At 70.6% G+C, this 17,552-nt stretch carries 18 protein-coding genes and 1 pseudogene; 6 read left to right on the forward strand and 13 right to left on the reverse strand.

What is annotated here, in order from left to right; translation table 11 throughout:
* Positions 1 to 377: 377 nt before the first annotated feature.
* Positions 378 to 1,381: pseudogene (locus tag QA861_RS33225) on the reverse strand (helix-turn-helix transcriptional regulator); the annotation flags it as partial.
* A 137-nt stretch (positions 1,382 to 1,518) separates the two neighbouring features.
* Positions 1,519 to 2,232 carry a transglycosylase family protein gene (locus QA861_RS33230; RefSeq protein WP_334592346.1) on the reverse strand — a complete coding sequence of 238 codons (714 nt, stop codon included), beginning with the start codon at positions 2,230 to 2,232 and terminating at the stop codon, positions 1,519 to 1,521.
* 540 nt (positions 2,233 to 2,772) lie between these two features.
* On the opposite strand from QA861_RS33230, the gene QA861_RS33235 reads away from it, so the two are divergent.
* The gene (locus QA861_RS33235; protein ID WP_006381943.1) at positions 2,773 to 3,546 is read left to right on the forward strand and encodes a DUF8842 C-terminal domain-containing protein; all 774 of its coding nucleotides are present in this window, start codon (positions 2,773 to 2,775) and stop codon (positions 3,544 to 3,546) included.
* Positions 3,547 to 3,699: 153 nt separating this feature from the next.
* On the forward strand, positions 3,700 to 4,185 hold the full coding sequence (locus QA861_RS33240) for a hypothetical protein (RefSeq protein WP_334592347.1): 486 nt from the start codon (positions 3,700 to 3,702) through the stop codon (positions 4,183 to 4,185).
* A 124-nt stretch (positions 4,186 to 4,309) separates the two neighbouring features.
* On the opposite strand, the gene der is transcribed toward QA861_RS33240, so the two are convergent.
* The 5 genes from der to aroH all read right to left on the reverse strand — a co-directional run bounded on the left by der (position 4,310) and on the right by aroH (position 8,980).
* Positions 4,310 to 5,782: a ribosome biogenesis GTPase Der gene (gene der, locus QA861_RS33245; protein ID WP_334592348.1), complete on the reverse strand. Its 1,473-nt coding sequence runs from the start codon at positions 5,780 to 5,782 to the stop codon at positions 4,310 to 4,312.
* 91 nt (positions 5,783 to 5,873) lie between these two features.
* Complete coding sequence (locus QA861_RS33250; protein ID WP_334592349.1) at positions 5,874 to 6,626, reverse strand: lysophospholipid acyltransferase family protein; 753 nt, start codon at positions 6,624 to 6,626, stop codon at positions 5,874 to 5,876.
* A complete protein-coding gene (cmk, locus tag QA861_RS33255) occupies positions 6,584 to 7,261 on the reverse strand; it encodes a (d)CMP kinase (RefSeq protein ID WP_334592351.1) in 678 nt (225 codons plus the stop codon). Before cmk ends, QA861_RS33250 begins: the two co-directional genes overlap by 43 nt.
* A 274-nt stretch (positions 7,262 to 7,535) precedes the next feature.
* Positions 7,536 to 8,621 carry a prephenate dehydrogenase gene (locus tag QA861_RS33260; protein WP_334592352.1) on the reverse strand — a complete coding sequence of 362 codons (1,086 nt, stop codon included), beginning with the start codon at positions 8,619 to 8,621 and terminating at the stop codon, positions 7,536 to 7,538.
* Positions 8,618 to 8,980 (reverse strand): chorismate mutase, encoded by a 363-nt coding sequence (aroH, locus tag QA861_RS33265; RefSeq protein WP_006378196.1) that lies wholly within the window; start codon positions 8,978 to 8,980, stop codon positions 8,618 to 8,620. The genes QA861_RS33260 and aroH overlap by 4 nt, the downstream gene beginning before the upstream one ends.
* Before the next feature lie 270 nt (positions 8,981 to 9,250).
* Between aroH and QA861_RS33270 the strand changes: the two genes are divergently transcribed.
* Genes QA861_RS33270 through QA861_RS33285 form a run of 4 tightly spaced genes read left to right on the forward strand, consistent with a single transcriptional unit; the run spans position 9,251 to position 11,775 of the window.
* On the forward strand, positions 9,251 to 9,946 hold the full coding sequence (locus QA861_RS33270) for a hypothetical protein (RefSeq protein ID WP_334592353.1): 696 nt from the start codon (positions 9,251 to 9,253) through the stop codon (positions 9,944 to 9,946).
* A gap of 44 nt (positions 9,947 to 9,990) precedes the next feature.
* Complete coding sequence (locus tag QA861_RS33275; RefSeq protein WP_334592354.1) at positions 9,991 to 10,575, forward strand: DUF6529 family protein; 585 nt, start codon at positions 9,991 to 9,993, stop codon at positions 10,573 to 10,575.
* Entirely contained in the window at positions 10,572 to 10,979 is a 408-nt protein-coding gene (locus QA861_RS33280) for a Rieske (2Fe-2S) protein (protein ID WP_334592355.1), read from the forward strand. Before QA861_RS33275 ends, QA861_RS33280 begins: the two co-directional genes overlap by 4 nt.
* A 22-nt stretch (positions 10,980 to 11,001) precedes the next feature.
* A complete protein-coding gene (locus QA861_RS33285) occupies positions 11,002 to 11,775 on the forward strand; it encodes a nucleotidyltransferase domain-containing protein (protein ID WP_334592356.1) in 774 nt (257 codons plus the stop codon).
* On the opposite strand, the gene QA861_RS33290 is transcribed toward QA861_RS33285, so the two are convergent.
* The 6 genes from QA861_RS33290 to QA861_RS33315 form a co-directional block, all read right to left on the reverse strand.
* Positions 11,701 to 12,462: a nucleotidyltransferase domain-containing protein gene (locus QA861_RS33290; RefSeq protein WP_334592357.1), complete on the reverse strand. Its 762-nt coding sequence runs from the start codon at positions 12,460 to 12,462 to the stop codon at positions 11,701 to 11,703. The two genes, QA861_RS33285 and QA861_RS33290, sit on opposite strands and share 75 nt — an antisense overlap.
* Before the next feature lie 3 nt (positions 12,463 to 12,465).
* Positions 12,466 to 13,488, reverse strand: coding sequence for an ADP-ribosylglycohydrolase family protein (locus QA861_RS33295; protein WP_334592358.1), 1,023 nt, complete (start codon positions 13,486 to 13,488; stop codon positions 12,466 to 12,468).
* On the reverse strand, positions 13,485 to 14,321 hold the full coding sequence (locus tag QA861_RS33300) for an NUDIX hydrolase (RefSeq protein ID WP_334592359.1): 837 nt from the start codon (positions 14,319 to 14,321) through the stop codon (positions 13,485 to 13,487). The genes QA861_RS33295 and QA861_RS33300 overlap by 4 nt, the downstream gene beginning before the upstream one ends.
* A gap of 295 nt (positions 14,322 to 14,616) precedes the next feature.
* Complete coding sequence (locus tag QA861_RS33305) at positions 14,617 to 15,873, reverse strand: pseudouridine synthase (RefSeq protein ID WP_334592360.1); 1,257 nt, start codon at positions 15,871 to 15,873, stop codon at positions 14,617 to 14,619.
* Positions 15,873 to 16,535 carry an SMC-Scp complex subunit ScpB gene (gene scpB / locus QA861_RS33310; protein WP_334592361.1) on the reverse strand — a complete coding sequence of 221 codons (663 nt, stop codon included), beginning with the start codon at positions 16,533 to 16,535 and terminating at the stop codon, positions 15,873 to 15,875. The genes QA861_RS33305 and scpB overlap by 1 nt, the downstream gene beginning before the upstream one ends.
* Positions 16,532 to 17,542 (reverse strand): segregation and condensation protein A, encoded by a 1,011-nt coding sequence (locus QA861_RS33315; protein ID WP_334592363.1) that lies wholly within the window; start codon positions 17,540 to 17,542, stop codon positions 16,532 to 16,534. Before QA861_RS33315 ends, scpB begins: the two co-directional genes overlap by 4 nt.
* Between the last annotated feature and the right edge of the window lie 10 nt (positions 17,543 to 17,552).

Raw genomic sequence — 17,552 nt, forward strand, 5'->3', positions numbered from 1 at the left:
CACACTTCTGTCACAAGATCACGACACTCGTTTCAAGCGATAATCAGCACGCGCACAACACGCACAAGGCCGGTCACCCAAACTTCCGGCGGCCATTCGAACGTAATTCGCCACCTCTCCGCGATCCCCTCATAAACCCCGTTGGAGATCGCCGCGAAGGCACTGCGGAGGGGGCGAATTGCCCCGGCCACCTCCACCACGGCGTCTTACTCGTTTCTTATACAAGCCATACGTGTCGACGCCACGCGTCTCGGTCCCCGCCCCTGGCGACAGAACGCATAAAACACCCACGACTTCCCCACATAACCTCCGCACGCCACTGCCCTACATCGTCACGAGACCACCCCTGAGCTGCTTCCCTAGCTCTCGATACGCGGTGATCGCTCCATCGCTCGGGACAACCGGTCCCGGGAGGTCCTGATCGCGTCGACGAGTTCCGCGGGCTCCAGCACCTCGAACTCGAAGCCCATCAGCATGACGTGGATGACCATCACGTCGAGGCTCGCGGCCCCGGTGCGCAACAGACAGGCCTCTTCGCCGTCCGGCTCCAACGTCCCGGCGGAGGGCGAGATCCGCGCGGCGGCCTCGGCGAGGGGCGCCAGCAGCCGGACGACGGCGTGCGTGGCGTACGCGCGCGTGGACACGCCTTTGGAGACGTACGCGGCGAGATCGTCGGCAGGAGGCGTACGGGGAGCGAAGCGCGGCCCGTGCGGCGGCTTCGGCGTGATGCGGTCCACGCGGAACGTACGCCAGTCGGCGCGGTCGACGTCCCAGGCGACCAGGTACCAGCGCCGCTCGGTGCACACCAGTCGATACGGTTCGACGGTACGGCGGGCCATCGGCGCGGTCCCTTCGTGGCCCCGGTACTCGAAGCGCAGCCGCTCCGTGTCCCGGCAGAGATGGGCGAGTTCGGTGAGGACGGCCGGATCGACGGCGGAGGGCTGCGGCCCGCGCAGCATCGGCACGGTGAAGGCGTTCAGGGCCCCGACCCGCCGCCGCAGCCGGTCGGGCAACACCTGTTCGAGCTTGGCCAGCGCCCGTACGGAGGTCTCGCCGATGCCCTCGATGCCCTGCCCGGCGGCGGTCCGCAGCCCGACGGCCACGGCGACCTCCCCCACCCTCGAACCCACTCGGGCGGGGGGACCCCCACGTCGTCGTCCAGCAGCAGCGGCGGCAACTCGGCCCCGGCGCCGAGCCGGTAGCCGCCGCCGGTGCCGGGACTGGCGTCCACGGGATAGCCCAGGTCGCGCAGCCGGTCCACGTCCCGGCGGACGGTACGCGGGGTCACACCGAGACGGTCGGCCAGGTCGGGGCCGGACCATTCCCGGTGTGCCTGAAGCAGCGAGAGCAGGCGCAGCAGCCGTGCCGAGGTCTCCAACATGGGGGCGAGTCTGCCAGCGGTCGCGGACAGCCACTGTCCTCAACGGTCCTGGCCGGTGGGCCGACCGCGCGGGACGCCGGTGCCCCACCCGGTCCGGAGACCGGGTGGGGCACCGTGCCCGAAGCAGGGGGACCAGCTCAGAGGTCGAGCCTCTGGCCGGGCACGATCAGGTCGGGACTGCCGCCGATGACGGCCTTGTTGGCGGCGTAGATGTGCTGCCAAGTGGTCGTGTACCGGGCGGCGATGCCGCTCAGGGTGTCGCCCACGCGGACGGTGTAGTCGCCGCGGGACGAGCTGCGGCCGGTGTGGGCCGGTGAACGCTCGGGTGCCTTCGAGGGAGCCTCGGACGCGGCCGACTCGCCGGAACCGGTCGCCTTCCTGGCCGACTGGCCGGTGGACGGGGTGGTCGACTTCTTCGTCGACCTGCTGGTTGCCGAGGAGCCCGAATCGGAGCCCGAGTCGGACCCAGATGCCGCAGGAGCGCTCCCGGCGGCTCCGGCGCGCGCCGAACAGGTCGGCCAGGCGCCCCAGCCCTGGGCGCCCTGGACCTTGGTGGCGACGGAGATCTGCTGGGACCTGCTGGCCCCGTCGGCGGTGGCCGCGTAGGCCGTGCCACCGTAGGCGCGCCAGGTGCCGGCGGAGAACTGGAGTCCTCCGTAGTACCCGTTGCCGGTGTTGATGTGCCAGTTGCCGCCGCTCTCGCACTGGGCGATGCGGTCCCACACCCCGCTGTCAGCCGCCGCGGCGTTGCCTGTCGCGGCCAGCAGTCCGAGGGGGGCGAGCAGGGCCGCCCCGGCGAGGACCGCCGTCTTGCGCGTCTTGCGGCTGTAACTATCGGCACATTCGGACATGTAGATCCCTCTCCACAGACCCGGGCTCCCCCTGAGCGGGGCGCGTCGGCCGCGTGTGAACGCGGCCGGCACGCTGCGCCCCGTCCGTCGGCGGTGGTGCTGCGCGATGTCTGGTTCTGCGCTGCCGACTGACGTACCCGAGCGGTGCTAGGTGCACTCGGCGGAGGAATCTATGGACCACGACGAGGGGATATCAACCAACTCCCTGTTGTCCCAGGCCAGTTCACCGTTACCGCCGGTATCGGCGAGTTCCGGCCACCCACTTCATGGCCTCATTTCATGATTTGTCGACCACTCACTCGAACAAACTGTGAGTCAGTTCACCGAGCCAACTTCCGTAACCCGTCCGTTACTTGACATGGAGTGACCAATTCCGCACTTACTGTGACCGCGCGCGCAGGATGGTTCGATTCCGTTCGCCGTGCAGCGTGACCCCCACCACAGGTCGCCCGTTGTCATCTTCATGAGCCCGGACTGTCCGGGCTCACCGGCCGGGGGCGACCCGGCCTCGCCACGCACCGCATCCCGAGGGAGCCACCCGTGCCGCGCATGCTCGATGTCAGCGACGAGGTCCGCGCCGAGATCGGCGACGAAGAAGCCGACCGGTTGCTCACCGGCGACAACGCCCCGGGCAGTTACGACTGCACGTCCTGCCGCACGCCGGGCGACTCCGCCCAGGAGCGCACCAGCACCGTCCTCTTCATCGGGGACGAGACCGCCGTCCTCGCCTTCGCCCACGCCGGCTGCCTGCCTTCGCAGGTCGTCCAGGTCACCGAGGAGCAGCTCCAGGGCGCGGTCCGCTCCATCAACGCCGACGAGGAGGCCCCGATGGCCGCACCCGAGCAGGCCGTACTGGGCGTCACCAGCGGACTTGTTCTGATCGAGGGCGAGTTGCACCCAGCCCTGGTCGTCGAACCGACCGCCCCGATCGTCCGGCCCGGCGCGACCGGCGCCGGCGACGACTTCCTTCCGCTCCTCATCGAGCAGGGGTTCATGCCACTGACCGAGCTGACGGAGGTACCGCCCGTGCTGCACGGCTGGTCGGTGCTGCTCGCGGCCGGCCAGCTGCACGCCGTACTCCAGCCGGGCCCGAACGGCGGCTCGGCGGTGGCCTGGTGGCAGGCGCACCAGCCGCTCCAGGTCACGGAGAGCTGGCGCGCCGCCGCCAACAAGCACCAGCAGGTGCTGGTGTTCGCGGCGCCGGTCGGCTCGATCGGCCGCCAGCCCCGCGAGGACCTGCTGCGCGACGCGCTGGACAAGGCGGCGGGCATCGGGAAGCTGGTCGCCAGCGCGTTGCCTCTGGCGGGTACGTGAGCGTTTTAGACCGGGGGTGCGTCAGTAGATTGGCGGCTGACGGTTGAGTGGGGCTGGTCGCGCAGTTCCCCGCGCCCCTGCAGGGCGCTCCGCGGCCCTGCGAAGTCGGGGCACTGACCGCATCTGTTGGGCGGCGGGGTCGTTTGCACGTACGTGCACACCTACGACGTCCCCCGCCGCCAGTCCTATCAGTCGCTCCCGTCCGCGCGAGCGACCCAGGACTACCCGAGCGTCACCTCGGCCACGCCGATCTTCGACGCGCTGTACGCCGAGTACGGCAAGTCCTTCCGTTCGCTGCCGGGCGACCGCAGCGGCGAGGAGGAGCTGGACTTCGCGGCCTTCGGAGCCAATCCGAACAGCCACACCCCGTACGGCCGTACGTACGGCTCGAACGTGAACTCCGGCTCGTACAGCGCCTACAGCGCGGGGGCGTTCAGCGCTCGCAACGGCGGTACGGGCGGCCAGGGCGGCGGGCAGCAGTCCGTGTGGCAGCGGGTCGGCCAACTCGACGCGCAGCAGGAGCAGCCGGCGGCCCCGACTCCGACCGCCGTGTGGCCGACGGGCGCACGCCAGCAGCACTACACCGGGATGACCCACATCCCGGCGGCGCTGCCACCGGGCTCGCGCCGGGGCGCGTGACCACCCCCTGCACGTGACTGAGGGCGGCTCCCATCCGGAGCCGCCCTCAGTCACGTACGAGACGTACAACCACTACGTACAACCACGACGTACGACCACTACGTACGACAGCTACCCGCGACCGCTACTTCTTCCTGCCGCGCTTCTCGCGCACCCGCACCGAGATGTGGATCGGCGTGCCCTCGAAGCTGAACTCCTCGCGCAGACGGCGCTCGATGAAGCGCCGGTAGCCCGCCTCGATGAAGCCGGAGGCGAAGAGCACGAACCGCGGCGGCTTGACGCCCGCCTGCGTGCCGAACAGGATGCGCGGCTGCTTGCCGCCCCGGATCGGGTGCGGGTGGGCGGCGACCAGCTCGCCGAGGAAGGCGTTCAGCCGGCCGGTCGGAACCCGGGTCTCCCAGCCCGCGAGGGCGGCCTCGATCGCGGGGACCAGCTTCTCCATGTGGCGGCCGGTACGCGCCGAGACGTTGACGCGGGGCGCCCACGCCACCTGGGCGAGCTCGGTCTCGATCTCCCGCTCCAGGTAGTAGCGGCGCTCCTCGTCGAGCGTGTCCCACTTGTTGTACGCGAGGACGATCGCACGGCCCGCGTCGACGGCCATGGTGACGATCCGCTGGTCCTGGATGGAGATGTTCTCGGAGCCGTCGATCAGGATGACGGCGACCTCTGCCTTCTCCACTGCGGCGGCAGTACGCAGCGAGGCGTAGTAGTCGGCGCCCTGCTGGAGGTGGACGCGCTTACGGATGCCCGCCGTGTCGATGAACTTCCAGGTGACGCCGCCGAGTTCGATCAGCTCGTCGACCGGGTCACGGGTGGTGCCCGCGATCTCGTTGACGACGACGCGCTCCTGGCCCGCCACCTTGTTCAGCAGCGAGGACTTGCCGACGTTCGGGCGGCCGATGAGGGCGATGCGGCGCGGGCCGCCGACCCCGGCGCCGAAGGTCTGCGCGGGCGCCTCGGGCAGCGCCTCCAGGACGGCGTCCAGCATGTCGCCGGTGCCACGGCCGTGCAGCGCGGAGACGGGGTGCGGCTCGCCGAGACCGAGGGCCCAGAGATACGAGGCGTCGGCCTCGCCGCTCAGCCCGTCGACCTTGTTGGCGCACAGGACGACCGGCTTGCCGGCCTTGCGCAGCAGCCGGACGACAGCCTCGTCGGTGTCGGTCGCGCCGACCTTGGCGTCGACGACGAAGACGACAGCGTCGGACGCCTCGATCGCGTACTCGGCCTGCGCGGCCACGGAGGCGTCGATGCCGAGGACGTCCTGCTCCCAGCCGCCGGTGTCGACGAGCTTGAAGCGCCGCCCGGCCCATTCGGCCTCGTAGGTGACACGGTCCCGGGTGACGCCGGGCTTGTCCTCGACGACGGCCTCACGGCGCCCGATGATGCGGTTGACGAGTGTCGACTTGCCGACGTTCGGCCGCCCCACGACGGCGAGGACGGGCAGCGGCCCGTGTCCCGCCTCGCCGAGCGCGCCCTCGACATCCTCGACGTCGAAGCCCTCCACCGCGGCGAGCTCCATGAACTCCGCGTACTCGGCATCGCCAAGCTCTCCGTGCTCGTGCTCTCCCGAGCCGTCGGAGGGAATGTGGTCGTTCATGAAGTCCGTACCTCGTTCATCGTGGTGATCGGTGGAACCCCCCGTTATCGGGTGATCCACTACTGAAACCGCTCAAGTACTCAAGTGTCGCTCAGTGCTCAGCGGGGCGCCCGGCGTTTTCCTGACGGCCGGTGAGCCGTCTGGCGTTCTCCAGGTGCGCGGTGAGCTGCTTCTGAATGCGTACGGTCGCCTCGTCCAGCGCCGCCCGCGTACGCCGCCCGGTGCCGTCGCCCGCCTCGAACGGGTCTCCGAAAACCACGTCGACGCGGCTGCGCAGCGGAGGCAGCCCCTTTATCAACCGTCCGCGCCGGTCGGTACTTCCCAGGACGGCCACCGGAACGACCTGCGCACCGCTGCGCACGGCGAAGTAGGCCAGCCCGGCGCGCAGCGAGGCGAAGTCGCCCTCGCCACGGCTGCCCTCGGGAAAGATCCCGAGGACTCCGCCGTTCGTCAGCACCGCCAGGGCCTGGGCGATCGCCGTGCGGTCGGCGGTCGAGCGGTCCACCTTGACCTGTCCGAGGGCGTGCATGGCGGGCCCGAGCGGCCCGATGAACGCCTCCTTCTTGACCAGGAAGTGTGACGCTCGGGGCGCCACGCCGATGACCATCGGGCCGTCGATGTTGTGCGAGTGGTTGACGGCGAGGATCACCGGACCGGTCGCGGGGACCTTCCAGGCGCCCAGGACGCGCGGCTTCCACAGCCCGTACATCAGGCCGACACCTATACGCCGGCCGACCTCGGCACCCCGCTGGGTGGGAACCTCGGCCGTCTTCGACGCCTGCGGCGACTTCGACGGTCCGCTCACTTCGCGTCCCGCTTCTCCTCGACAAGGGTGACGACGCATTCGATGACCTGCTGCAGAGTCAGCTCGGAGGTGTCGACCTCCACCGCGTCGTCCGCCTTGGCGAGCGGCGAGGTCTTACGGCTGGAGTCGGCCGCGTCCCGCTTCAGCAGCGCCTCACGGGTGGCGTCGACGTCGGCGCCCTTCAGCTCACCGCTGCGGCGGGCGGCCCGCGCCTCGGGGGAAGCCGTGAGGAAGATCTTCAGGTCGGCGCCGGGCAGGACGGTCGTCCCGATGTCCCGCCCCTCGACGACGATCCCCTTCTCGGCCCCTGCGGCGATGGACCGCTGCAGCTCGGTGATCAGGGCACGCACCTCCGGTACGGCGCTCACCGCGCTGACCTTGGAGGTGACCTCCTGGGTGCGGATCGGGCCACCGACGTCGGTGCCGTCCACGGTGATCGTCGGGTTCGCCGGGTCCGTACCGGAGACGATCTCTGCCTTGCCCACCACGGCGGCGATCGCGGAGGGGTCGGTGAGGTCGATCCCGTTGGTCACCATCCACCAGGTGATGGCCCGGTACTGGGCCCCGGTGTCCAGGTAGCTCAGCCCGAGCTGCGCGGCGACAGCCTTCGACGTGCTCGACTTGCCGGTGCCGGAGGGCCCGTCTATGGCGACAATCACTGCGGCGCGATCCACTGTGGAGGCACCTTTCCTGGTCCGGGGTGGTGGGGCGGGGGCGCTGGGTGCCCCGGACAAGGTTACTGGGTGCGGGTCACTCATCCGGCCGCACGCCTACAGCCCGCCCCCTGCCGCCCGACACCGGCCCCGGCATTTTCAGCCCGTCCGGTACCTCTCGACACCGGCCCCGGCAATCCCAGCCCGTCCGGCGATTGAGGACGAGGCCCCTTCAGGGCCGACAGCGGGGGTCTGGGGGCGCAGCCCCCAGCGAGGCCGGCACCAACACCGCTCACTACTGCCGAATCGCCCACCCTCTCTCCCGCAGCGAAGCCGAAAGCACAGGCGCCGCCTCGGGTTCGACCATCAACTGCACAAGCCCCGCCTGCTGCCCCGTCGCATGCTCGATCCGCACGTCCTCGATGTTGACCCCCGCCCGCCCCGCATCGGCGAAGATCCGGGCCAGCTGCCCCGGCTGGTCGTCGATGAGCACGGCCACGACCTCGTACACCAGCGGAGCGGACCCGTGCTTGCCGGGCACTCGCACCTGCCCCGCGTTACCGCGCCGCAGCATGTCCTCGACCCCGGACACACCCTCGCGCCGCTTCGCCTCGTCGGAGGACTGGAGGGACCGCAGCGCCTGAACCGTCTCCTCCAGGTCCGCGGCGACGTCCGTGAGGAGATCGGCGACCGGGCCGGGGTTGGCGGAGAGGATGTCGATCCACATGCCGGGATCGGACGCGGCGATCCGGGTCACGTCCCGGATGCCCTGCCCGCACAGCCGTACGGCCGCCTCCTCCGCGTTCTCCAGCCGCGCGGCGACCATGCTGGAGACCAGGTGGGGCATGTGGGAGACGAGGGCCACGGCGCGGTCGTGGGCGTCCGCGTCCATGACGACGGGGACCGCACGGCAGTGCGAGACCAGTTCGAGGGCGAGGTTCAGCACCTCCGTGTCCGTGTCGCGGGTCGGCGTCAGCACCCAGGGACGGCCCTCGAAGAGGTCGCCGGTCGCGGCCAGCGGGCCGGACTTCTCGCGCCCCGACATGGGATGCGAGCCGATGTAGGACGCGAGATCCAGACCCAGCGCCTCCAGCTCGCGGCGCGGGCCGCCCTTGACGCTGGCCACGTCGAGGTAGCCGCGCGCGACACCCCGGCGCATCGCGTCGGCGAGGGTGCCGGCCACGTGCGCGGGCGGCGCGGCGATGATCGCGAGGTCGACCGGACCCTGCGGTGCCTCGTCCGTCCCGGCGCCCAGCGCGGACGCCGTACGGGCCTGCTCGGGGTCGTGGTCGGCGAGGTGGACGACGACGCCGCGCGAGGCGAGGGCGAGCGCGGCTGACGTACCGATGAGGCCCGTGCCGATGACGAGTGCGGTCCTCACTGGGCGATGTCCTTGCGCAGGGCCCCCGCGGCACCGAGGTAGACGTGTGCGATGTCCGCGCGGGGCAGGTCCGACTCGATGTGCGCGAGGATCCGCACCACTCGGGGCATCGCGCCCTCGATGTCCAGCTCCTGGGCGCAGATCAGCGGTACGTCGACGATGCCGAGCTTGCGGGCCGCGGCGGCCGGGAAGTCGCTGTGCAGGTCGGGGGTGGCCGTGAACCAGACGCTGATCAGGTCGTCCGCGGTGAGGCTGTTGCGCTCCAGGACCGCGACGAGCAGCTCACTGACCCGCTCGTCCATGTGCCCGGCCTCGTCCCGGTCCAGTTGGACGGCGCCCCGGACCGCTCGTACCGCCACGGTGATGCTCCTTGCTGATGTACATGGGTGGAGCTGATGTACGTATTCGTATCTACGTATCGGCTCTTGGCGCATCCAGCCTAGCCAGCCCACGTGGAGTGGACCCGCGGCGCCCGCCCGCTGAGACGCGCCCCCGCCTCACACCGGGCTCTGCCAATGTCACCCGATTCGCCCCATTCCGCGACTTGGAGCGCGAACACGCCCGTGCGCTCTGGACGCGGGGGCCCGGCTCCGCTCTCATGGCAGGAAGCTCGCCTCGGGGGAGGCCCGATGAAGCGCACCGGACCGCTTTTCACACTGCTCGCGGGACTGTTGTTGGCCCTGTTCATGCTGTCGCTCAACGCGACTACAGGGACGAAGCCGGCGTCCACGCCCCGGACGGACTCACCCGGCTACAAGGTGTCACGGTCGCCGGCAGCTCCGAACACGAAGGCGTCTCCATCGTCTTCCCCACCCGTGGCCCCGTCCCCGTCTCCGTCCCAGTCGCCCTCCAGGACCCCAGCACCGAACGCGGACTACGCGGGCCGTACGGACGACGACTCCTCCGCGGTGTCGGTCTCGCTGCGCGACGGCAGGGCGATCGCGTATTTCTGCGACGGACGTGACAAGGAGTCGTGGCTGAAGGGCGATGTCGAGGCCGACGGTTCCATGAAGCTCACCGGCGAGGGCGGCTCGGTACTGAACGGCACCCTCAAGGGCAGCCGCATCCGCGGCACGGTCGACATCGAGGGCGGGCACTACGCCTTCACCGCGGACAAGGCGGTCAAGCCGTCGGGGCTGTACCGGGCGACCGCGACCGTGCGCGACGCCAAGATCGACGGCGGCTGGATCGTGCTGTCGACCGGGGAGCAGGTCGGCATCCTCAGGCGCGACGGCAAGCCCTCCCCCGCGCCCCGGATCGACCCGGAGACCGGCGCGGTCACGATCGACGGCCGGCGGCTCACGGCGCGCCCGGTCACACCCTGACACCCTGACACCCCGCTCCTCCCACTCCTCGCAGGGAGCCGAACATGACCGTGGACCCGAACGCCGCCACCCAGAGCTTCCCTCCGCGCCCCCCTGCCCCCAGCGGCCCGCGCGCGGCCCGCTATCTCGTCCCGGCGCTCGTCGCCGCCGCCGTGGCCGTGGGCCTGGGGGTGTACGGCAAGGTCCACGACCCGCGGGGCACCGCCTTCGACCTGGCCGGATTCAGCAGCGCGGGCGCGGTGAAGTCCTGGCTCGCGACTACGGCGTTCGGCTTCGCGCTCGTCCAGGTCGTGTCGGCGCTCATGGTGTACGGGAAGCTGCCGGGCCCGAGCTGGTCGGCGAGGCTGCACCGCTGGTCGGGGCGGATCGCGTTCCTGGTGGCGGTTCCGGTGGCGGTGCACTGTCTGTACGCGTTCGGATATCAAACATACGATTCACGCGTGATGTGGCACTCCCTCCTGGGATGCTTCTTCTTCGGCGTGTTCAGTGCCAAGATGCTGCTGCTTCGCTGGGATCGCCTGCCCGGCTGGCTGCTGCCGGTCGTCGGCGGACTGGTCTTCACCGTCCTGACGATCATCTGGCTCACGTCCGCCCTCTGGTTCTTCCGCAACATCGGAGTGACGACATGACGCAACGCCCGACGCGGCGCACGATCCTCCTCGCGACGGGCGCGGCGGCGCTCACAGTGGGATGCAGCGAGTACGGCGACACATCCGGGTCGTCGAAGGTCTCCGCCGGCTCCCCCGGTCAGGAGCTGGCCACGACGGCCGACATCCCGGTCGGCGGCGGCAAGATCTTCGAGGACGAGCAGGTCGTGGTGACGCAGCCGAAGGAGGGCGAGTTCAAGGCCTTCACCTCCATCTGCACGCATCAGCAGTGCCCCGTGGCCAGCGTCAAGGGCGGCACCATCAACTGCACCTGCCACGGCAGCAAGTTCAACATCACGGACGGTTCGGTGGCCAACCCGCCTGCGACGCGGCCCCTGGCGGAGAAGAAGATCACGGTGACGGGAAATTCGATCCACCTGGCGTGACCTTCCCCCGTACGCTCCCGGAATGAGCCCGCGTTCCGGCACCCAGAGCTCCGAGATCCCCGAGACCCTGGTGCGCGACCACACGATCTACGCCTGTGTGATGGGCTCGCGCGCCTTCGGCCTGGCCACGGACGGCAGCGACACGGACAGGCGCGGGGTCTTCCTCGCTCCCACTCCCCTGTTCTGGCGCTTCGAGAAGCCGCCCACGCATGTGGAGGGCCCGGCGGAGGAGCAGTTCAGCTGGGAGCTGGAACGCTTCTGCACTCTGGCTCTGCGGGCCAACCCGAACATCCTGGAGTGCCTCCACTCGCCTCTCGTGGAGTACGCCGACGACACCGGCCGTGAACTCCTCGCCCTGCGCGAGGCGTTCCTCTCCCGCCAGGCGCACGAGACGTTCGCGCGCTACGCGCTCGGTCAGCGCAAGAAGCTGGAGGCCCACGTCCGCGTCCACGGCGTCCCGCGCTGGAAACACGCGATGCACCTGCTGCGCCTCCTGATGAGCTGCCGCGACCTGCTGCGCACGGGCACACTGACGATCGACGTCGGCGACGAGCGCGGCCCGCTGCTGGCGGTGAAACGGGGCGAGGTGGGCTGGCCGGAGATCGAGTCCCGAATGAACCGCCTGGCGGAGGAAGCCGAACTGGCCTCGCGCACCAGCCCGCTCCCCGAGGAACCGGACCGCCCCCGCGTCGAGGACTTCCTGATCCGCACCCGCCGAACCTCAGCCCACCACCCGGGCCCGTACGACGAGGTCGTCCAGGGCGTCGTACGCGGTAGGGGCATCCGGCAGCCCTGAGGCGGCCTGCGCGTCGTCCAGTAGGCGGTGCAGCCGCTCCACATCGGCCGCCACGCGCGCGTGGCCTACATCGGCCGCCCCGTGTTCCTGCTCGGCCTTGGCCGCGACGAGTTCGGGCAGATACACGGGGGCCTCGCCGATCTCCCCGACGAGCGTGGGCAGATGGGCCCGCACCTCGCCACTGCGCATCAGATGGACGCCGGTGAGCAGCACGCGGAACGTGTAGAGCAGTGGCTTGAGTTCGCCGGTCTTCTCGAAGAGCCGCCACTGCGTCACCGCGAAGCCTCTGTAGTGGTGCGCGTGGTGGCCGGTGAGGACACCGGGGGCGAGCGCGGCGAGTTCCCGGTGCGTGTCGGACGTGTGCACGACCAGCGGGGACAGCAGCTGCTCCAGCACATAACCGTTGCGGCGCAGCAGCAGCCGTACGAACTTGCGCAGATCGTGGGTGACCAGGTCCAGTTCGACGCCGTCCCGCTCCCACATCCGCGAGCGGGTCTCCTCCGGCTCGCGGAGACCGACCAGGTCGGCGGTCGGCAGGAGATGGACGCCCCGGAGGTCCACATCCGAGTCGCGGGACGGGAAGCCGTAGAGGTGGGCGCCCGACACGGTGGCGAAAAGCACCGGGTCGGGCTGCTCGGCGACCACGGACGTCAGGTCGAGGTCTGTGAGATCCAGGGCGTCGCGCATCCGTCAAGCGTCCCAGAGCGCGCCCAGTGTCTGCAGGTCACCCCCGTACTCGATGCGGTCCGCCCAGGGAGTCGGCCAGGCGTCGGTGCCGTGGTGGGCGCCGGCGAAGGCTCCGGTCAGGCAGGCGATCGAGTCCGAGTCGCCGGAGGTGCAGGCCGCCCGGCGCAGGGCTGTGAGGGGCTCGCCCGGGAAGAGCAGGAAGCACAGCAGGCCGGTGGCGAGGGCCTCTTCGGCTGTCCAGCCGGCGCCGGTGGCGAGGCAGGGGTCGTCCTCGGGCGAGGCCGTACGGACGGCGAGCTGGAGCTTGTCCAGGATCGCCAGGCACTCGTCCCAGCCGCGGGCGATGAAGTGCTCGGGGCTCGGATCGTGGCTGTGCGTCCACAGGTCGCCCAGCCAGCGGTGGTAGTAGTGGCTCCGGCTCTCGTGCGCGTAGGTACGCAGCAGGGTCACCAGCCCGGCCGGTTCGGCGCCCTGGGCGAGCAGCCGTACGGCGTGTGCGGTGAGGTCGGACGCGGCCAGCGCCGTCGGGTGGCCGTGGGTGAGCGCGGCCTGCAACTGGGCGGCGCCCGCGCGCTGTTCGTCGCTGAGGGTCGCGATCAGGCCGAGGGGCGCGACGCGCATGTTGGCGCCACAGCCCTTCGAGCCGATCTGGCTGGCCTCCTGCCAGGGCAGCCGCTCGTTCTCCAGCAGGTCGCAGGCGACCAGGCAGGTGTGGCCCGGCGCCCGGTTGTTGTCCGGTGACCGGTACCACTTCACGAACTCCTCGCGCACCGGCCGTTCCATCCCCGCCGGGGCGAGCAGCCCCCGGTCCATCGCCGCGCGCAGCCCGTGGGCGAGCGCCAGCGTCATCTGGGTGTCGTCAGTGACGAACGCGGGCGTGGGCAGCTCCATGCGCCGCCACGGCCCGCACTTGGCGAGGATGGACGGGATGTCGTTGAACTCGGTCGGGAAGCCCAGGGCGTCACCGAGCGCGAGCCCGATCAACGCCCCGCTAGCGGCGCGCTTCCTGACGGTCGTGGTGGTCATGCGGGGCGTCCTTCCGGTGACGTGGGAGACGGTGACGAAGGGGACGGCGAGGAGGGGGACGGTGAGAACGGCGGCGGGGCCGGCGACGCCGACGTGGTCGGGCGCAGCAGCGGCGGGTGCAGGGTGGCCGCCGTGCCCGCGCGGTACAGCGCGGCGGGTTTGCCCCGGCCGCCGGTGAGGCGCGCGGCGCCCGGCACGGGCTCGACGAAGCCCGGGGTGGCGAGCACCTTGCGGCGGAAGTTGGGTGGGTCGAGCGCGGTGCCCCACACGGTCTCGTAGACCTGCCGCAGCTCGCCGAGGGTGAACTCGGGCGGGCAGAAGGCGGTCGCGATGCAGGAGTACTCCAGCTTGGCGCCGACCCGGTCGTGGGCGTCGGCCAGGATGCGGTCGTGGTCGAAGGCGAGCGGCTCGAGCGCGTTGTACCGCAGCCATTGGGCCTGTGCCGCGTCGCCGCCGCCGTGCGGTTCGGGCGCGTGCGGCAGCAGCGCGGCGAAGGCCACCGACACGACCCGCATTCTCGGGTCGCGGTCGGGCTCGCTGTAGGTGCGCAGCTGCTCCAGGTGCAGCCCGGACACGTCCGACAGGCCGGTCTCCTCGGCGAGTTCACGCCGGGCCGCCGTCTCCGCGGACTCGTCGGGCAGGACGAACCCGCCGGGCAGCGCCCAGCGGCCCGCGTACGGTTCGTGACCGCGCTCGACGAGCAGCACGTGCAGCGCGCCCGCGCGCAGGGTGAGTACCGCCAGATCGACGGTGACGGCGAAGGGTTCGAAGGCGTACTTGTCGTACCCCTCCGGGGCCTGGCCCCGAGCCGCTCCGTTCACAGGTGCGGTCATGCCCACCCACCCCCCTGCGGTGACTCTTTATGGTCACCATGACCAATAGTCATACCGACTATAAAGAGCGCGAGCGGACCCCACAACCCTTCTTGACGACTCCCATACGCCCAAAAAGCCCCTGAGCGGCCCTCAGTGACCCCTCAGACGCCCGGGAGGGCCTGGAAGGGCCACGGAGGCGTCCAAGGCTCTCCTGTGCCCGCAGTCGCGCGTCGACGGCCTTTCCGGCGTACGAAAACGGCCGGTCCCGGAGCAGCTCCGGGACCGGCCGTTCGGTGCGAGCACATCCACTCGCCTACAGATCGACTTCCTGCATCAGCATGCCGACCTCGGTGTTGGACAGCCGACGCAGCCAGCCCGACTTCTGGTCGCCGAGGGTGATCGGACCGAAGGAGACGCGCACCAGCTTGTCGACCGGGAAGCCGGCCTCCGCGAGCATGCGGCGCACGATGTGCTTGCGGCCCTCGTGAAGGGTGACCTCCACGAGATAGTTCTTGCCGGTCTGCTCGACGACGCGGAAGTGGTCCGCGCGGGCGTATCCGTCCTCCAGCTGGATGCCGTCCTTGAGCTGCTTGCCGAGGTCCCGCGGGATCGGGCCCACGATGTGCGCGAGGTAGACCTTCTTCACGCCGTACTTGGGGTGGGTCAGCCGGTGCGCCAGCTCACCGTGGTTGGTGAGCAGGATGACGCCCTCGGTCTCGGTGTCGAGACGTCCGACGTGGAAGAGCCGCGTCTCGCGGTTCGTCACGTAGTCGCCGAGGCACTGCCGGCCCTCGTTGTCCTCCATCGTGGAGACGACGCCCGCGGGCTTGTTCAGCGAGAAGAACTGGTACGACTGCGTGGCCACCGTCAGCCCGTCGACCTTGATCTCGTCGTGCTCGGGGTCGACGCGCAGCCCCTGCTCCACCACGATCTCGCCGTTGACCTCCACGCGCGCGTGCTCGATCAGCTCCTCGCAGGTCCGCCGGGAACCGTAGCCCGCGCGTGCCAGGACCTTCTGGAGCCGCTCGCCCTCCTGCTCGGCGCCCGGGAACGTCTTGGGCAGCTGGACGTCCTTCTTGTCGGCGTACCGCTCCCGGTTGCGCTCCTCGGCCCGCGCGTCGTACTCGCGAGAGGTCGCCGGAACCCAGCGCCCGCGTCCGGTGCTGTTGTGGCCCTGCCTGGGCCCTCCCTTGGCACCGCCACGCGCGGAGGCACCGCGCCCGGACTTCGGGCCGTCCGGAGTGGCACCCGGTCCCACGTCGTAGCGGCGCTCCTCGGGGCGCGGCTTACTGGGCCGCCCCTGCTCCTGACCCTGACCCGGGCCCTGCTTCTGGCCTGGGCCCTGTCCCTGACCGCGCCCCTGAGCCTGACCTCGCCCCTGACTCGGACCCTGACCGCGCCCCTGACTCGGACCCTGGCCTCGCCCCTGGCTCTGACCGCGCCCTTGACCTTGACCTTGGCCCTGGCCCTGGCCGCGCCTGTCGCCCCCGCCGCTGCCGGCGCCGCGAGAGTTACCGCGCCCGCCACCGCTCTTGCCGCCACCGCTACCGCTGCCGCTACTGCTTCGCATCAAAATTCCGTCTGGTCGTCTGCGTCGTCTGCACCCGGAGCATCGGGAGCATCCGGATCGAACGACGGAACACCTTCCTGCGTCTCGGCCTCGATCGCGTCCGCCTCCGGAAGGAAGGGTGCGAGCTCCGGGAGTTCGTCCAGGCCTCGCAGGCCCATCCGCTCCAGGAAGTAGTTCGTCGTCGTGTACAGGATCGCACCTGTTTCGGGTTCCGTGCCCGCCTCCTGGACCAGACCGCGCTGCAACAGGGTCCGCATGACCCCGTCACAGTTGACTCCGCGGACGGCCGAGACCCGGCTACGGCTGACCGGCTGCCGGTACGCGACGACCGCGAGCGTCTCCAGCGCCGCCTGGGTGAGCCGGGCCTGCTGCCCGTCCAGCACGAAGCCCTCGACGGCCGCCGCGTACTCGGGCCGGGAGTAGAAACGCCAGCCGCCGGCGATGAGCCGCAGCTCGAAACCGCGCCCCTGAACGGTGTACTCGTCGGCCAGCGCGCGCAGGGCGTCCGCGATCTGCCGCGGAGGCCGCTGCAGGATCTTCGCGAGGTGCTCCTCGGTCGCGGGTTCGTCCACGACCATGAGGACGGCCTCCAGGGCGGGCCTGAGATCGAGATCGGCGACGGTCCGCGGCCCGGCCGGCACCTCTGTGGTCTCCTCGCTCACGCCTTCTTCTCCTCCTTCGCCGGCTCCGGCGGCCGGTCGAACTCGTCGGTGACCGTCGGCTCCCGATCGCCCTCCCCGCCCGTCCAGCGCACCACCAGCTCCCCGAGCGCGGTCTCCTGGTCCAGGACGACGACCTTCTCCCGGTACAGCTCCAGAAGGGCCAGGAAGCGCGCCACGACGGTCAGTGTGTCGTCGGTGTCCTCGACGAGGTCCTGGAAGGTGGCCTCACCCAGCTCCCGCAGCCGCGCGACGACGATCTGGGCCTGCTCCTGCACGCTCACCAGGGGTGCGTGGATGTGGTCGACGTACACCTGCGGCCTCGGCCTGGGCTGCATCGCCTTCACGGCGAGCTTCGCGAACCCCTCGGCCCCGATGCTGATGACGACCTCGGGCAGCAGTTCGGCGTGGTGCGGTTCCAGTCCGACGGTACGGGGATAGCGGCGGGCCTCGTCGTCGAGGCGGCGGCTGAAGATGTCGGCGACCTTTTTGTACGCGCGGTACTGGAGCAGCCGCGCGAACAGCAGGTCGCGCGCCTCCAGCAGGGCCAGGTCGGCCTCGTCCTCGACCTCGGCGGCGGGCAGCAGCCGCGCGGCCTTCAGGTCCAGCAGAGTGGCCGCGACGACCAGGAACTCGGTCGTCTGGTCGAGATCCCAGTCGGGGCCCATCGCCCTGATGTGTGTGATGAACTCGTCGGTCACCTTGGAGAGGGCGACCTCGGTGACGTCGAGCTTGTGCTTCGAGATCAGCTGGAGGAGGAGATCGAAGGGCCCCTCGAAGTTGGCCAGCCGGACCTTGAAGACCCCGTCATCGGCTTCGGCCGACGCCGCCGACTCCACCGCCTCGGCAGACGGTTCCCGCTCGGATTCCGCCTCCACCGACGGCACCGGGGACTCCGGTACTTCGTCGGCGACCGCCGGGGCCGCCACCGGCGGCGAGCCCCCCGGGCCCCGCCCCAGCACACGCCGACGACCGGCGGAGCCGGGGGCAGGGGCGTCGTTCGAGGTCATGGCCCACGCA

Source organism: Streptomyces sp. B21-083 (genome assembly GCF_036898825.1).
Classification (GTDB): Bacteria; Actinomycetota; Actinomycetes; order Streptomycetales; family Streptomycetaceae; genus Streptomyces.

Bases quoted from the DNA above. Each gene is read 5' to 3' on its own strand.
- QA861_RS33290 (WP_334592357.1), bottom strand. From the start codon at position 12,462: ATGCGCGACGCCCTGGATCTCACAGACCTCGACCTGACGTCCGTGGTC.
- QA861_RS33315 (WP_334592363.1), bottom strand. From the start codon at position 17,542: ATGACCTCGAACGACGCCCCTGCCCCCGGCTCCGCCGGTCGTCGGCGT.
- der (WP_334592348.1), bottom strand. From the start codon at position 5,782: ATGAACGACCACATTCCCTCCGACGGCTCGGGAGAGCACGAGCACGGA.
- QA861_RS33305 (WP_334592360.1), bottom strand. From the start codon at position 15,873: ATGCGAAGCAGTAGCGGCAGCGGTAGCGGTGGCGGCAAGAGCGGTGGC.
- QA861_RS33300 (WP_334592359.1), bottom strand. From the start codon at position 14,321: ATGACCGCACCTGTGAACGGAGCGGCTCGGGGCCAGGCCCCGGAGGGG.
- QA861_RS33230 (WP_334592346.1), bottom strand. From the start codon at position 2,232: ATGTCCGAATGTGCCGATAGTTACAGCCGCAAGACGCGCAAGACGGCG.
- QA861_RS33280 (WP_334592355.1), top strand. From the start codon at position 10,572: ATGACGCAACGCCCGACGCGGCGCACGATCCTCCTCGCGACGGGCGCG.
- QA861_RS33275 (WP_334592354.1), top strand. From the start codon at position 9,991: ATGACCGTGGACCCGAACGCCGCCACCCAGAGCTTCCCTCCGCGCCCC.
- QA861_RS33270 (WP_334592353.1), top strand. From the start codon at position 9,251: ATGAAGCGCACCGGACCGCTTTTCACACTGCTCGCGGGACTGTTGTTG.
- QA861_RS33285 (WP_334592356.1), top strand. From the start codon at position 11,002: ATGAGCCCGCGTTCCGGCACCCAGAGCTCCGAGATCCCCGAGACCCTG.
- QA861_RS33295 (WP_334592358.1), bottom strand. From the start codon at position 13,488: ATGACCACCACGACCGTCAGGAAGCGCGCCGCTAGCGGGGCGTTGATC.
- QA861_RS33250 (WP_334592349.1), bottom strand. From the start codon at position 6,626: ATGCGTCGTCACCCTTGTCGAGGAGAAGCGGGACGCGAAGTGAGCGGA.